Consider the following 14,305-nt stretch of genomic DNA (forward strand, 5'->3'; position numbering starts at 1 on the left):
GCGAGGGGCGTACCCGTGCACAACCGGCGCCGCCGTTCCCGGTCACCGGTCCTGGGCCATACGAGTGGTCGCGCTCACGGCTTGACCGCGATGCGCCCCTCGTCCATCCGCAGGAGCAGCAGCCGCTCCCCGGTCCGCTCCAGGAACTCGTCGACGGCCTGCCTGCTGCCCTGCCAGTAGCCGTAGTCGTCGATGAGCAGGACGCCGCCGGGTACCAACCGGTCGTAGAGGTGGTCGAGTTCGTGCTTGGTGGAGGCGTACCAGTCGGTGTCCAGGCGCAGGATCGCGATCTTGTCGGGGGCCTCGCCGGGCACGGTGTCCTCGACCTTGCCCTGGACGTAGTGGATGCGCTCGGCCGGGTAAGGCACCTGCTGGAGACCGGACTTGACGTCGTCGAGCGTGGCGTACGCCCAGATCGCCCGGTCCTTGCCGTGGCGCGCGAGGAGGTCGGCGGCGGGGGTGCCGTCGCGCCGCAGGTCCTCGTCGGTCGGCGGGGTCATGCCGTCGTACGTGTCGAAGAGGTACAGGTCGCGGTCGGTGACGCCGCAGCCGAGCAGCGTCTTCGCGCAGGCCTGCATCGAACCGCCGCGCCACACACCGCACTCGACGACGGAGCCCTGGATGTCGTGCCGGACGATGTACCGGGTGGCGAGGATGAGCGCGTTGAGCCGCTCGGGGGAGGTCATGGTCCACGGCTTGACCGCGCGGATCGTCTCCTTGGCCTCGTCGTCGTAGTCGACGGGCAGCTGCACCCCCTTGACCTTGGCGGTCTTGGCGGTACTGGCGGCCTTGGCGGGTGCGGGCGGCGCGGGCGTCGGGGCCTTCGGAACGGCGGCGCGCGGGGCGGGCAGCCGCGGCCGGGTCAGCTGGTATCCGATGAGCGTCCGGAGTGCGCCGTTGACGGCTTTCTTCCATGCCATGGGGCCGGACACTACGCGCATTTCACCCCTAATGTCACGCTAAGTCAGCGTATAGTCACTCCGCGCGCGGAGCCGTCCCGTCCACCACCGCCGGGCGGGTTCCTCGACGTAGGTGTACGCGGCCCAGGACAGGGCGACGGTGACGGACGCGACGCCGAGCAGGGTGAACACGGACAGGTTCGTGGGCTCCTGGCGGCCCCAGTGGTCGAGGATCAGGCGGTTGACGGTCTGGTGCAGCAGGTAGAAGGCGTACGACCAGGCGCCGAGCCGCACCATGACCGGGCCGCACAGCCACCCGCGCCGCCCCGCACGCTCCCGCCGCACGTACGCGACGATCACGAGCCCGGAGAAGACGGCGACCGACGGGCGTACGGAGAAGGCGAGTTGGGCGGCGACGGCGTCGGTGCACCACGCGTCGCGGTGCACGTACACCACCGTGTACGCGGCGAAGACGGCGGCGAGGACGGCCGGCCTCAGCGGGAGGCGCAGGCCACGGCCCACGGCGAGCGCGAGGGCGAGACCGAGCACGAACTCGGGCAGGCGGACCGGCGGCAGCCGCATCAGCCATTCGCGGTGGAACGGCGAAAGGTGCGCGGCGGCCCACCAGTTGACGGCCCACATGGCGACGAGTCCGGTCGCGGCGAGGCCGAGCAGGGTCCGCGTCCGCAGCCGGTAGGCGCCCCGGACGGCGAACGGGAACAGCAGGTAGAAGAACGCCTCGACGCTGAGCGTCCACGACACGCCGTTGCCGGGGAACATCGGGACGACGCCGGGGAACCAGGTCTGCACGAGCACCAGCGACGCCAGGAAACTCGGCAGGTCCCACGGCACGCCGCCCCACACGTGGAAGACCCAGACGCACGGCACGGTCGCGGCCAGGTGCAGCGGCAGTACGCGCCCCGCGCGCCGCAGGTAGAACTCCTTGGCGCCGGTCCCCGACCGGTGCCCCCAGGCGAGCAGGAACCCGGAGAGGACGAAGAAGAACCCGACGCCGTTGACGCCCATCGTCGAGTAGGGGAACAGCGCGGGCGCGTGAGCGACGCCGCCGGACGGGCTCGCCCCCGTGAAGTGGTGCGTGAAGACGGCGAACGCGGCGAGGAAACGCAGCCCCGTGAGGGAGTCCAGGCGCCCCGCCCCGGCCGCCCGGGCACGCTGCCGCGGCGGCTGCTGGGAAGGGAGCAGCGCGATGGTCACAGCTTCACCTCCTGGGAGGCGGGCACCACGGGGAGCGGCCGCGGGGTGGCGAGCGGGATCGGCCGGACCTGGCCGCGCGGGGGCGGGGCCGGCAGCCGGGCCGGGGTCGGGGCCGGGGCCATGGCGGGCCGGGCCGGGCCCAGACGGGCCCCGCAGTCGCCGAGGTGGCCGCGCTCGTGGTGCTTCTCGCGGTTCATCCGGTCGAGGCGGGGCCGCGCCCAGGCGCGGACGGCGTCGATGCGGCGGGCGCCGCCGGGGACGGCGGAGGCGAGGACGTAGTCGCCGCCGTTGCCCTCGCGGTACAGCGGCACGTATCCGGCGGCGGTGAGCCGGGCCACGGTCAGCCCCGTCTTCGCCGTCCAGGGGCCGTGGGTGTGCAGGAGTTCGGGGCGGGCCCCGGTCAGCACGTAGCGGGTGAGGGCGGCCCGGTCGCGGGCCGCGTACGCGTCGGCGATCCTGCGGTCCGTGAGGCCCGCGAGGTCGACGACGCGCAGCCGGCTGGTGAGCAGCGTCCCGCCGAGGTCGGGCAGCGCGGCGGTGGCGGCGGGGCGCAGGTCCAGCCGGTCGGCGTACGCGTTGAAGGTGCGGCCGTAGCGGTCGGCGACCCAGCACATGGAGAGCGTCGGCTCGCGCCGGAACCCTTCGCCGTGCACGCCCTGCCCGGCGACGGAGAGCACCAGCGCGCCCGCGACGGCGCAGCCGAGCAGGGCCCTGGCCCGGGGCGCGGCGCCGGTCGCGGCGGCGGTGACGGCGAGCGCGGCGACGGCCGAGCCGAGCACCCACACCGGGGTGGCGAACCGGTACAGCGGCATCCAGTCCCGGGCGAGCGCGCCGTACGCGAGGAGGGTGAGTCCGAGCGGCACGCCGAGCACGCCGATCGCCCGCCGCGCGGGGCCGGGGCGCCCCATGACCAGGCCGGCGCACGCGGCGCAGAGGAGGACCAGCGCCCAGCCCGCGTGGCCGAGCAGCTCCCCCGCCTTCGCCAGTTCGGCGGCGTCGGGCGGCCGCTGTGATTTGGCGACGGCCGTGTTGGGCACCCAGCGCCCGAACTCCGCGTGCCGCCACAGCAGGAAGGCGCCGTACCCGGCCCCGAACACCGAGCAGCTGAGCAGGGCCGCACGGGCGGCGCCCCGGCCCCGCAGCAGCAGCACGGTCAGGGGGTAGGCGGCGGCGAGGACGGCTCCGTCGGGGCGGGTGAGCGCGGCGAGGACGGCGAGCCCCGCGGCGGCGCACGCGGCGCGGGGCCCGGTGTCGCCCCGCACAAGCAGGAGGGCAAGGGCTGCGGCGAGCAGCCCGTACAGGGAGTTCTCCAGGCCGGAGAAGCACCAGACGACGTAGGCCTCGTTCGCGGCGAGCAGGCCGCCCGTGCCGAGCACGGCGAGCCAGGCCCGCCGGGGCAGCGCCGCCCGCGCCACGCCCGCGACGCACGCCAGGGTCCCGGCGACGCAGCCGAGGGCGAGGGCCTTCGGGAACAGTGCGAGGTCGCTGACCCCGAACCAGGCGCCGTGGTCGAAGAGGCCGAGGACCCGCCCGACGAGCAGGAGGGCGAGCCACGCCGGGTTCGAGTACCCCTCGACGGGTCCGGCGCCCGGCTGCTGGACCGGCCCGAGTCCGTCCCCGACGCTGCGCACGTAGGCGAAGGTGACGGCGGCGTCGTCGACGATCCACTGGCCGAGCCCGGCGGCGCGGACGGCGACGAGGGCGGTGCCGCCGAGCACGGCGAGGGGCACGGCCCAGGAGCGCGGCGGGGTGCCGGGCGGCGCGCCGGGGCGGCGGGCGCCGGGGACGGCCGGGCGGGACGGGACGAGGGGCCGGTTCAGGATCTTCATCGAGTGACCAACCCCCGCGGCCCCGTGCGGTCACTCGCGCTGGCCCGCCCGGGTGACCCCGCTCAGCCCACCTGGGCGGGCACCGCCTGGGGCCGCGCGCACCGGTCGCGGCCGTCGGCGGGGGCCGGGACGGGGACCGCGTCGACGCCGCCGACCCGGTTCGCCCACCAGCGGGAGACCCCGCGCACCAGCCCCATGCGCAGCGCCGGGTAGGTCTCCGGCCGCCGGAAGACGCCGACCGTGTCGCCCCAGTAGGAGTGCTTGGCGTCGATGCCCGGGTAGTCGTGGCGGATGCCCTTGAGCGGCGGGAAGTCCGTGTGTACTTCCACCAGTTCGAGCCCGCTGTGCGCGGCGAGCGCCCGCATGCCGTCCGGGTAGTAGCGCCAGCAGTCCTGCGCGTCGTGCGCGTGGCCGCGTGAGGGCGCGGTGACGAAGGCGGTGCCGCCGGGTCTGAGCACCCGGGCGATCTCCAGCATCGTCACCCAGAAGAACGGGATGTGCTCGAACGCCTGCCCGGAGATGACGAAGTCGGCGCTTGCCGACTTCACGGGGACGCGGTACGGCTCGGTCATCACGCGGTCCACGTTGCGCCCGTCGAGCACGTCCACGCCGACGTAGTCGATGTCGCGCCCCTCCAGCAGCGAGCGGTGCGTCCTGGTCTGCTTGTCGGAGATGCGCGAACCCAGGTCGACGACCCGGTGGCGCCCCTCGGCGGGCAGGTACCGCTCGACGCAGAGTCTCATGTGGGCGTAGGCGGAGGGGTGCATGGTGCGGGTTCCTCTCGGCTCGGGTGCGGCGGTGGGACACACCCGGGTCGGGGCCCGCCCGGGCGTACGTCACCTGCCCGGGAACGGCCTCACGCGTTCAGGAACAGCCGTTGTACGACCCGTTCGGCCGCACCCCCGTCGTCGTAGGCGCAGAACCGGTCGCGGAACGCCGAGCGCAGCCGGGTCGTCGCGTCGGTGTCCAGGGCGCCGTCGCGGAAGAGGGCGAGCAGTTCGTCCTCGGTGGTGGCGACCGCGCCCGGGGTGTCGCCCGGCCGGCCGGACAGGAGGTCGAAGTAGGTGCCGCGGGCCAGCCGGTACGCCTGCCAGTCGGGGGCGTAGACGACGATCGGGCGGTCCAGGCACGCGTAGTCGAACATCACGGACGAGTAGTCGGTGACCAGCGCGTCGGCGGCGAGGCACAGGTCCTCGACCCGGGGGTGGCCGGTGACGTCGAGCAGCCGTGGGTGGGCGTCGACGAGACCGGCTTCGGCACCGTAGAAGTAGTGGGCGCGGACCAGGACGACGTGGTCCTCGCCGAGTGCGTCGGCGAACCGGGCGAGGTCGAGCCGGGGCAGGAAGCCCTTCTGGTAGTCGCGGTGGGTCGGGGCGTAGAGGATCGCCCGCTGCCCGTCGGCGATGCCCAGCCCGCGGCGCAGGGCGCGCACCTCGTCCGGGCCCGTGGTGAAGTAGACGTCGTTGCGGGGGTAGCCGAGCTCCAGCGGGGCGTACGCGGCCGACGGGTAGACCCGCTCCCAGACCTGTGTGGAGTGCGGGTTGGCGGAGAGGCTGTAGTCCCACTGGTCGGTGTGGGCGAGGACCTTGGCGAAGCTGATGCCGTGCGTGCCCGCCGGGTAGCGGCGCTGGTCCAGGCCCATCTTCTTCAGCGGTGTGCCGTGGTGGGTCTGGAGGTAGACCTGGCCGGGGCGCTTGGTGAAGCCGCCGGGGAAGGACGAGTTGTTGATCAGGTACGAGGCCGTGGCCATGGTCTGCCAGTAGCGGCGAGAGCCCTCGACGACGTACGGGACGCCGTCGGGGACGCGCTCCTGGTGGCGGGAGGAGACGACGAAGACGCCCTTGACGTGCGGGGCGATCCGGCGGGCGGCGGCGTGGATGGCGGCCGGGTTGCAGCTGACGCCGCGGTTCCAGTACGCGCCGTAGACGGCGAGGTCCGGGTCGAGGCGGGTGGTGCGCAGGTCGGTGCGGTAGGCGGCCCGCATGACGCGGGAGCGCAGCTTCTTCTTCTGCCGCCGCAGCGCCGAACCGACGGACTTCTTCCGCCCCCTGGCCTTCTCCTGCTTCTGGTACGCGGGCCAGGACCCGGCGGCGAGCGCCTGCTCCCGCGCGTCCGCCGGGGTGTGCCCGCCGGGCCGGTGGGCGCGGTGCAGTGCGGCGGCGCGGCGGAACAGCTCGGGGCGGTCGGCGGCGACGGTGCGCGAGGCGTCGTCGAGGACGTCGAGGACGCGGCCGACGGCGACCGGGAAGAGGCGGGGCGCGTCGGCGGCGCCGCAGAGCAGTTCCGCGTAGCGCTCGACGACCGCGAAGTGCCGGTCTCCCGGGGTGCCGGCCAGGCTGCCCGCGCGGCGCCTGCGCCAGCGCACGCAGGGCCGCGGCAGCGTCGCGAGGGTGGCCGCCTCCAGGACGGCGCGGTGGGCCGGGACCACGTCCTCGTAGGGGCCTTCGGGGGTGAAGGCGAGGCCGCGCTCGGCCCAGAAGTCGCGGCGCACGGCGCGGTTCCAGGCGGCGGGGGTGACGGTGAGCGGGTCGGCGCCGCCGCCGAGTTCGTCGCCGCTGTCGCCGAGCTTGTCCCACCAGTCGGTGCGGTCGTGGTCGTAGAGCAGGACGTCGGGGTCGCCGGCCTCGGTGAGCGCGGTGTCGATCGCGGTGAGGGCGCCGGGCAGCAGGACGTCGTCGGCGTCGAGGAAGAGGAGGTAGTCGCCGTCGGCCGCGCGCAGCCCCGCGGTGCGGGCGGCGCCGACGCCCGCGCGGGCGGGCAGGGTGACGGCTCGCACCCGTGGATCGTGCTGCGCGTACTCCGCCGCGATCGCGCCACAGGCGTCCGGCGAGGCGTCGTCGACGACGATCAGCTGCCAGTCGCCGTGGTTCTGGCCGAGCACGGAGTCCAGGCACTCCCGCAGATAGCCCTGGACGCGATAGGCGGGGACAACAACGGAGAATCGGGACATAAGACCTGACGCTACCTCAGTCGGGCGGGCGACCCGGCCGGAGCCGGTTGACCCAGCCGGGCGAGCGGAGGAAGGAATTCCGGCCCGAACGGGCAAATACTACGAATGTCACAAAAGCCGCGCCGCCCGCGCCTCAGCGTCGTCGTCCCCGTCTTCAACGTCGAGGACTACCTGGCCGAGTGCCTGGAGTCGATCGCCGCCCAGACCCTCGCCGACCTCGAAGTGATCCTCGTCGACGACGGATCCACGGACGCCAGCCCGCACATCGCCCGCGCCTTCGCGGCCCGCGACCCCCGCTTCCGCTACGTCCGGCAGGAGAACGCCGGCCTGAGCGCCGCCCGCAACACCGGCGTGCGGCACACCGGCCCGGACGCCGAGTTCCTCACGTTCGTCGACAGCGACGACATCGTGCCGCACGACGCGTACGAGCGGATGGTCGCCAGCCTGGAACGCACCGGATCCGACTTCGCGACCGGCAACGTGTGGCGGCTGACCGAGCGCGGACGGCAGCAGGCCTGGCAGTACAAGTGGCTCACCCGCCGCCGCGAGCGCACCCACATCACCCGCGACCGGCAGCTGCTCTCCGACCGGGTCGCCTGGAACAAGGTGTTCCGGCGCGCGTTCTGGGACCGGCACCGGTTCACCTTCCCCGAGGGGAAGCTGTACGAGGACACGCCCGTCATGATCCCGGCGCACTTCCTCGCCGACTCCGTCGACGTGCTCGACGACCACGTCTACTACTGGCGGGTGCGCGAGGGCTCCATCACCCGGCGCCGCACCGACGTCAAGGGGGTCCGCGACCGGATCGCCGCCTGCGACCAGGTCAGCCGCTTCCTCGCCGAGCGCTACCCGGACCGACCCGAGCTGAAGCGGACGTACGACACCTCCTGCCTGCGCGACGACTTCGTGTACTTCCTCGACGGGCTGCCGATGGGCGGGCCCGAGTACCGGCAGGCGTTCTGCGCGGACACGGCGGCGTTCCTGAGCCGCGCGGACCCCGCGGTCGCCGACGGGCTCCCCCTCCACCTGCGCGTGAAGTGGCACCTCGTACGCGAACACCGCCTGGACGACCTGGTCCGCCTGCTCTCCTTCGAGCGCCGCAACGGCACCGCCTTCCACGTCCGCGGGGCGCTGCGGCGCAGCGCCGCCTACCCGGGCCTGACCCGTCTGCCCGAGCGGCTCCTCAAGGTCGGCAGACGCGAGCTGCCGGTGGTGGCGCGGGTCCGCGAGACGGCGTGGGGCGCCGACGGGAAGCTGCGGGTCAGCGGCTACGCGTACATCAAGAACCTGGCGGCGGGACACCCCGCGCACTGCGTGAAGACGGGCCTGCTCAAGGCCGCGGGCAGCCGCAGGCAGCTGCGCCTGGTGCCGACCCGCTCCGTCCCCGACCCACGGGCCACCGCCCACTCCGGGCAGGAGCTGCACAGTTACGACCACGCCGGGTTCACCATGACGATCGACCCGCGGAAGCTGAAGGTGAAGGGGCGCTGGCAGGCCGGCACCTGGGACCTGGGCGTCGTCGTCGCCGGGCACGGGCAGGTGCGCCGCGCGGCCCTGCGCGCGCTCGACGGTTCGGCGCAGCAGCACCTGGTGCGCGACCTCGGCGACGGCGCCCGCCTCGTCGTCGGCCACACCAAGGGACGGCTCGTCCTGAAGGTGGTGGAGTACGCGGCGCTCGCCGACGACCACCGCCACGAGGACGGCGCCATGGTCCTCGCGGGCCGTCTGCTGAACGGCATCGAACCGCGCACGCTGCGCCTCACCCACAAGCACTCCGGCACCGAGTTCGACTACCCGGTGACGTGTGCCGGCGGCCGCTTCCTGGTGCGGGTCCCGCTCGCGGACCTGGCGGCGGTGGCGGCGCCGCCGCACCACGCGCCCAAGGAGGTCGAGCCGCCGCACGGCGACCGCTGGCAGGTCAACTTCCGGCTCGCCGACGGAAGGACACGGTCGGTGGCGGCGGCGCTCGATCTGCCGCCCGGCCGGTACACGGCCGAGGGGCGCGAGCTCTGCGCGACCGCCAACGACCAGGGGCAGCTCGTGATCGAACTGACCCGGCAGCCGGTCGCCGACCTGGCCGACTGGGCGGACGACGGTTCGCTCGTCGTGGCGGGCACGGCGTCCGCGCACGGCTGGACCCGTCCCGAACTGGTGCTGCGGCACAGCTCTGCCGACGAGGAGATCACCGCCCCCACCGACCACGCGCAGGGCCGCTTCCGTGCGGTCGTCGCCGCGCCCGCCCTGTGGGAGGGCCGCTGGTACGCGTTCCTGCGGGACGCCGACGACCGGCACGGCGACGGCGTCCCGGTCCGCGTCCTGACCTCGGTCGGCGCCGCCCTCCCCCGCCATCGCCCGGACTCCGCCCGGGAGTTCACCCTCGACCGGCGCTTCGGCGACCGGCTGCTCGTCGAGGTGGGCCCGGCCCTCGCCCCGGCCGAGCGCGGCCCCTACCGCCGCCACCGCCTGCGCACCGGCCACTATCCGGCCCAGCGGCGGCTCCCCCTGCGCGACGCGGTCCTCTACGTCGACGGGGACTCGCCGCGCGCGGTCCACGCGGAGCTGGTGCGGCGCGGCGCCGAGGTCGAGCACCTGTGGGTGACGCGTGACGGCCGCACCCACGTCCCGCCGGCCGCGCGCGGGGTCGAGGAGTTCTCCGCCGAGTGGTACGCGGCCCTCGCCCGCTGCCGCCGTATCGTCACCGCCCACCAGCTACCCGACTTCTTCGAGCGCCGCGCGGGCCAGACCGTCGTACAGACCTGGGACGGCACCCCGCTCAAGCGGATCGGCGCCGACCTCACGGACACCCTGTACGCCGACCACGACCAGCTGGCACTGCTGCCGAAGCTGGCCCGTCAGTGGGACGTCCTCGTCGCCCCCTCACGCTGGTCGGCGCCGCACCTTTCGCGCGCGCTCGGCTACGAGGGTGAGGTCCTCCAGGCGGGCTCGCCGCGCAACGACATCCTGTTCACCGCGGAGGGCGACCGCCGCGCGCGGGCCGAACGGCTGCGCCGCGACCTCGCCATCGACCCGGACAAGCGGATCGTGCTCTACGCGCCCACGTACCGCGACCACCTCGCGCACTCCCCCGGCCACGCGTCCGGCCGCTTCCGCCACGAGCCGGCGTTCGACTTCACCGCCGCCGAACGCGAACTGGCCGCGGACCACGTGCTGCTGGTCCGCAAGCACCCCCGGGCCACGGGCCGCCTCACCGGGGCGCGCGCGCCGTTCGTCCGGGACGTCACGGGCCACCCCAGCGTGGCCGAACTCCTGCTCCTCGCCGACGTGCTGGTCACGGACTACTCGTCGCTGATGTTCGACTTCGCGCACACCGGCCGCCCGATGCTCTTCCACACCTACGACCTCGACCACTACCGGGACACGGTGCGCGGCTTCTACCTCGACTTCGAGCGGCACGCCCCGGGCCCGCTGCTCTCCTCCACGGCCCAGGTGGTGTCGGCGCTGCGGGAGCTGGACACGGTCGCGCCCCGGCACGCGGCGGCGTACGCGGCGTTCCGCGGCGCCTACTGCGACCTGGACGACGGGGGCGCGGCGGCCCGGGTGGCGGAACGGCTGATGCGATGACGCCGCCGGTGGCCACCCTGACCCGGGGGACGGTCCGCGGCGCCAGTGCCCTGCGCGGCGGCCGCCTCTGGCGTCCCACGCCGTTCTTCGTCTTCGGCGGCCTGTTCTGGCTGGTGATGACGCTCGCGTACTGGCGGGTGCCGATGTGCTGCGACTTCGGCCAGCACGCGGCGGTCGTCGAACGCCTCAAGGCGTCCCTGCTGCACCCCAGCCACCCGATGGCGGACCTGCCGGGCGCGGGCAGCCCCTACTACTCCCCGTACGCGGTCGCCCAGGGCGTCTTCGCGCGGGTGAGCGGTTTGGCGGGCTGGGAGGTCGTGAAGCTGGCGGGCCCGCTGAACCTGCTGGTCCTGCTGACGGGCCTGAACCGTTTCGTGCGGACCCTGACCCCGCGGCCGTGGGCGCCGGTCCTGGCCCTGGTGGCGATGGTGCTGCTGTGGGGGACGCGCACGGCCTGGTGGAGCGGCTATCTCGGGCTGCTCTCGATGACCGGCAACCTCGGCTACCCCTCGACGTTCGCGATCGGCCTCGCGTTCTGGGCGTGGGCGTGGGCGGCGAAGCTCCGGTCGGGCGGCCCGTGGTGGTCGTACGGGGGGCTCGGCGCCCTGCTGGGCACGATCCTGCTGGTCCATCCGATCACCTCGGTGGCGGCGCTCGTCGGCCTGGGTGCCACCGCGATCCCGCCCCGGGGCGCGGGGAGCCGGGCGGGCACCGGGCTGCGCCCGCCGGCCGGGTGGGCGACGGCTCTCCTGGTCACCGCGACGGTCACCCTGATCTGGCCGTACTACAACGTCCTGGCCCTGGTCGGGGACACCAGCGTCGATCACATCCACCGCCAGCTCTACACGGAGATGCCGGCGCGTTTCTGGCTGGCCTTCATCGGTCTGCCGGCGCTGTGGCTGCGCTTCCGCCGCGACCGGCGCGATCCGCTGGCCGTCATGTTCGCGCTCGACGTCCTGGTGATCGCCTACGGCTGGGCCACCGGCCACTACACGTACGGCCGGATCATGGGTCTGGCGCTGGTCCCGCTCCAGTTCTCCCTGGCCGTCGCGCTCGCCGCGCCCCGCCCGTGGACGTGGCCGCGCCGCGCCCTCGGTCTGACCGCGGCGGCGGGCGCGGCGCTCGGGTTCCTCACGGTGCAGGGCGGCGCGGTCGTCCCGCGCGGCTTCGACCAGCCGCCGATGTGGCCGACGTACACCTGGGCGGCACGGCACATCCCGCCCGGCGACGTGGTCCTGACCAACGGGTACCGGCCGACCCGCTCGCTGCCGGGGTACGGCCCGAACCTGCTCGCCCCGGCCTGGCCGGACCCGGCCCTGGACGAGCGGGAGCGGGCCCGGCGCCTCACCGCCGTGCGCGCGTACCTCTCGCCCGCGTCCACACGCTCGGAACGGACGGCGATCGCACGCCGGTACCGCGTGCACTGGCTGCTCCTCGACAAGAGCCAGAAGCTGCCCGCGGAGGCGGTGATGGTGGCGTGGAGCCCCCGGACCGGCGAGGTGCTGGCGCGGGTCAACGGGGGCTCTCCCAGGACCGGATGAGCGTGCGGCGACTACTCGATGACGAGCTCGACGTCGATGTTGCCGCGGGTCGCGTTCGAGTACGGGCAGACCTGGTGGGCCTGCTCGACCAGCTTGCGGCCCGTCTCGGCGTCGACCGAGTCCGGCAGCTCGACGCGGAGCACGACCGCGAGGCCGAAGCCCTCGCCCTGCTTGCCGATGGAGACCTCGGCGGTGACGGCCGCGTCGGCGACGTCCACCTTGGCGGTGCGGCCGACGAGCCCGAGCGCGCTGCCGAAGCAGGCCGCGTAACCGGCGGCGAAGAGCTGCTCCGGGTTGGAGCCCTGGCCGTTGCCGCCCATGGTCGTGGGGATGCCGAGCTGGAGGTCGATCACGCCGTCGGAGGAGACGGCGCGCCCGTCGCGGCCGTGGGTGGCGGTGGCGACGGCGGTGTAGAGGGCGTCCATGAGGGGCTCCTTCTCGGTACATCGGGTGCGAGGACAGAGATAAGTAGAGCACGCAATTCAATTGCACACAACTAAATGACGCGTTCGGTACCCTGGGACCATGACCAGCGCCCAGGACCTCCTCCGGCTCGACAGGCAGATCTGCTTCTCGCTGAACGCGGCGTCGCGCGCCTTCGGCGGCATCTACCGCGTCCTCCTCAAGGACCTCGGGCTCACCTACCCCCAGTACCTGGTCATGCTGGCCCTCTGGGAGGAGCCGGAGAACGGGGCGCTCCCGGTCAAGCGCCTCGGCGAGCGCCTGCGCCTCGACTCGGGCACGCTCTCGCCGCTGCTCAAGCGCCTGGAGGCGAACGGGTTCGTGCGTCGCGAGCGCAGCACCCGCGACGAGCGTTCGGTGAACGTGACGCTCACCGAGGCGGGCGCCGCCCTCAAGGAGCGCGCGGCCGAGGTGCCGCGCAGCATCGCGCGGGCGACGGGCTTCGAGCTGGACGAGATCGAGGAGCTGCGGGAGCGCTTGAACCGTCTGACGGAGGCACTGGACGCAGCGACCCTCGGGTGAGCCACCGGGAGCGACATGGGACATACGCTCCAATGTCGTGACAATCGGCACAGAGAACCGCCCCGCCACCCTCCGCCCGGTCCACACCACCTGGGTCCGGCCGTCCCGCACCGCGCTCCCCGTCGCCTGGGCCCTCACCCGCGCCGCGATGCTCCTCCTGCTCGCCCTGGACGGGGCGTACCCGCTCGGGGTCGGCGGCGTCGCCCGCGAGGTGCACCGGCTGTACGCGCACTGGGGCGCCACCCTCGCCCACGGCGCGTTCCCCGCCGGCGACCCCCTGTGGCAGTACCCGCCGGGCGCGGGACCGCTGCTCCTCGCCCCCGGCCTGCTGCCGGGCCTCACCTACTTCCAGGGGTTCGTGACGCTCACCCTCGCCACGGACGCGCTGGTCACGTACGTGCTGGTGCGCGGCGACCGCGACCCGCGCGGCGCCTGGCTGTGGACCGCGGGCCTCCCCCTCCTGCTGCACATCCCGCTCGCCCGCTACGACGTCGAGGTCACCGCGCTCGCCGTCCTCGCGCTGCTCACCCTGGACCGCGCGCCCCGCCTCGCCGGCACCCTCGCGGCGCTCGGCGCCCTGGTGAAGGTGTGGCCCGCACTGACGCTGCTGGGCGTGGAGCGGGGGCGCACGACGAAGCAGGCGTGGGGGGCGGCGCTCACCGCCGCGGCCGCCATGCTCCTGGTCCTGGCGCTGGCCTTCCGCTCGCCGTTCGCGTTCCTGCGCGAGCAGGGCGGGCGCGGGGTGCAGATCGAGTCGCTCGGCGGGACGGCGCTCGCCTTCGCGCGCAAGGCGGGCTGGCCGGGGCGGGTCCGCTACCGGTACGGGGCGATGGAGTTCGTCGGCCCGCACGTGGGCGTCGTCGCGGCGTTCTCGCTCGCGCTGACGGCGGTGGCCTTCGGGGTGCTGCTGTGGTGGCGGGTGCGGGCCCGGCGGCACTCGGCGGCCACGCCGTACGACGCCGCGCTGTGCGCCGTGCTGATGTTCACCGTCACCAGCCGCGTCATCAGCCCGCAGTACCTGGTCTGGCTGCTCGGCCTGGCCGCGGTCTGCCTCACCTCGCGCCACACCACCCAGCGCCCGGTCGCCCTCCTCGTCCTCGCCGCGGCGGGCGTCAGCGCCCTCGCCTACCCGGTCCTGTACGCGGACGTCATGGCCGGCACATGGCCGGGGCTCGCGGTGATGGCGGTGCGCAACGCCCTGCTCCTGGCAGGGGTCGCGCTCTCCTTCCGCTCCCTCTGGGATGCCACAAAGTAATACAAGTTTCGTCTTACCGGACAATTAACCAAAAGCACTACCATCTATCC

Annotated in this window: 10 protein-coding genes; 4 read left to right on the top strand and 6 right to left on the bottom strand. The window is 74.1% G+C overall.

The genetic code is table 11. The features are described from left to right. Window positions 1-74: 74 nt before the first annotated feature. The 5 genes from ACZ45E_RS17545 to ACZ45E_RS17565 form a co-directional block, all read right to left on the bottom strand. A complete protein-coding gene (locus ACZ45E_RS17545; protein ID WP_468221737.1) occupies window positions 75-920 on the bottom strand; it encodes a TylF/MycF/NovP-related O-methyltransferase in 846 nt (281 codons plus the stop codon). Between the two features lie 39 nt (window positions 921-959). Then, a complete protein-coding gene (locus ACZ45E_RS17550) occupies window positions 960-2,114 on the bottom strand; it encodes an acyltransferase family protein (RefSeq protein ID WP_468221738.1) in 1,155 nt (384 codons plus the stop codon). Then, entirely contained in the window at window positions 2,111-3,943 is a 1,833-nt protein-coding gene (locus tag ACZ45E_RS17555) for a hypothetical protein (protein WP_468221740.1), read from the bottom strand. The genes ACZ45E_RS17550 and ACZ45E_RS17555 overlap by 4 nt, the downstream gene beginning before the upstream one ends. A gap of 62 nt (window positions 3,944-4,005) precedes the next feature. Further along, window positions 4,006-4,710: a methyltransferase domain-containing protein gene (locus tag ACZ45E_RS17560; protein WP_468221741.1), complete on the bottom strand. Its 705-nt coding sequence runs from the start codon at window positions 4,708-4,710 to the stop codon at window positions 4,006-4,008. An 89-nt stretch (window positions 4,711-4,799) separates the two neighbouring features. Beyond that, window positions 4,800-6,893 (bottom strand): bifunctional glycosyltransferase/CDP-glycerol:glycerophosphate glycerophosphotransferase, encoded by a 2,094-nt coding sequence (locus tag ACZ45E_RS17565; protein WP_468221742.1) that lies wholly within the window; start codon window positions 6,891-6,893, stop codon window positions 4,800-4,802. Between the two features lie 105 nt (window positions 6,894-6,998). Between ACZ45E_RS17565 and ACZ45E_RS17570 the strand changes: the two genes are divergently transcribed. Both ACZ45E_RS17570 and ACZ45E_RS17575 read left to right on the top strand, forming a co-directional pair. Then, complete coding sequence (locus ACZ45E_RS17570; RefSeq protein WP_468221744.1) at window positions 6,999-10,475, top strand: bifunctional glycosyltransferase/CDP-glycerol:glycerophosphate glycerophosphotransferase; 3,477 nt, start codon at window positions 6,999-7,001, stop codon at window positions 10,473-10,475. Then, on the top strand, window positions 10,472-12,016 hold the full coding sequence (locus ACZ45E_RS17575; protein WP_468221745.1) for a hypothetical protein: 1,545 nt from the start codon (window positions 10,472-10,474) through the stop codon (window positions 12,014-12,016). The genes ACZ45E_RS17570 and ACZ45E_RS17575 overlap by 4 nt, the downstream gene beginning before the upstream one ends. An 11-nt stretch (window positions 12,017-12,027) precedes the next feature. Here ACZ45E_RS17575 and ACZ45E_RS17580 read toward each other — a convergent pair whose 3' ends face one another. Continuing rightward, window positions 12,028-12,441: an organic hydroperoxide resistance protein gene (locus ACZ45E_RS17580; RefSeq protein WP_468221746.1), complete on the bottom strand. Its 414-nt coding sequence runs from the start codon at window positions 12,439-12,441 to the stop codon at window positions 12,028-12,030. Between the two features lie 100 nt (window positions 12,442-12,541). On the opposite strand from ACZ45E_RS17580, the gene ACZ45E_RS17585 reads away from it, so the two are divergent. After that, on the top strand, window positions 12,542-13,000 hold the full coding sequence (locus ACZ45E_RS17585; RefSeq protein WP_468221748.1) for a MarR family winged helix-turn-helix transcriptional regulator: 459 nt from the start codon (window positions 12,542-12,544) through the stop codon (window positions 12,998-13,000). A gap of 37 nt (window positions 13,001-13,037) precedes the next feature. Beyond that, window positions 13,038-14,255 (top strand): glycosyltransferase 87 family protein, encoded by a 1,218-nt coding sequence (locus tag ACZ45E_RS17590; protein WP_468221749.1) that lies wholly within the window; start codon window positions 13,038-13,040, stop codon window positions 14,253-14,255. The last annotated feature ends 50 nt before the right edge of the window (window positions 14,256-14,305 follow it).

Source organism: Streptomyces sp. NPDC030991, assembly GCF_055571235.1.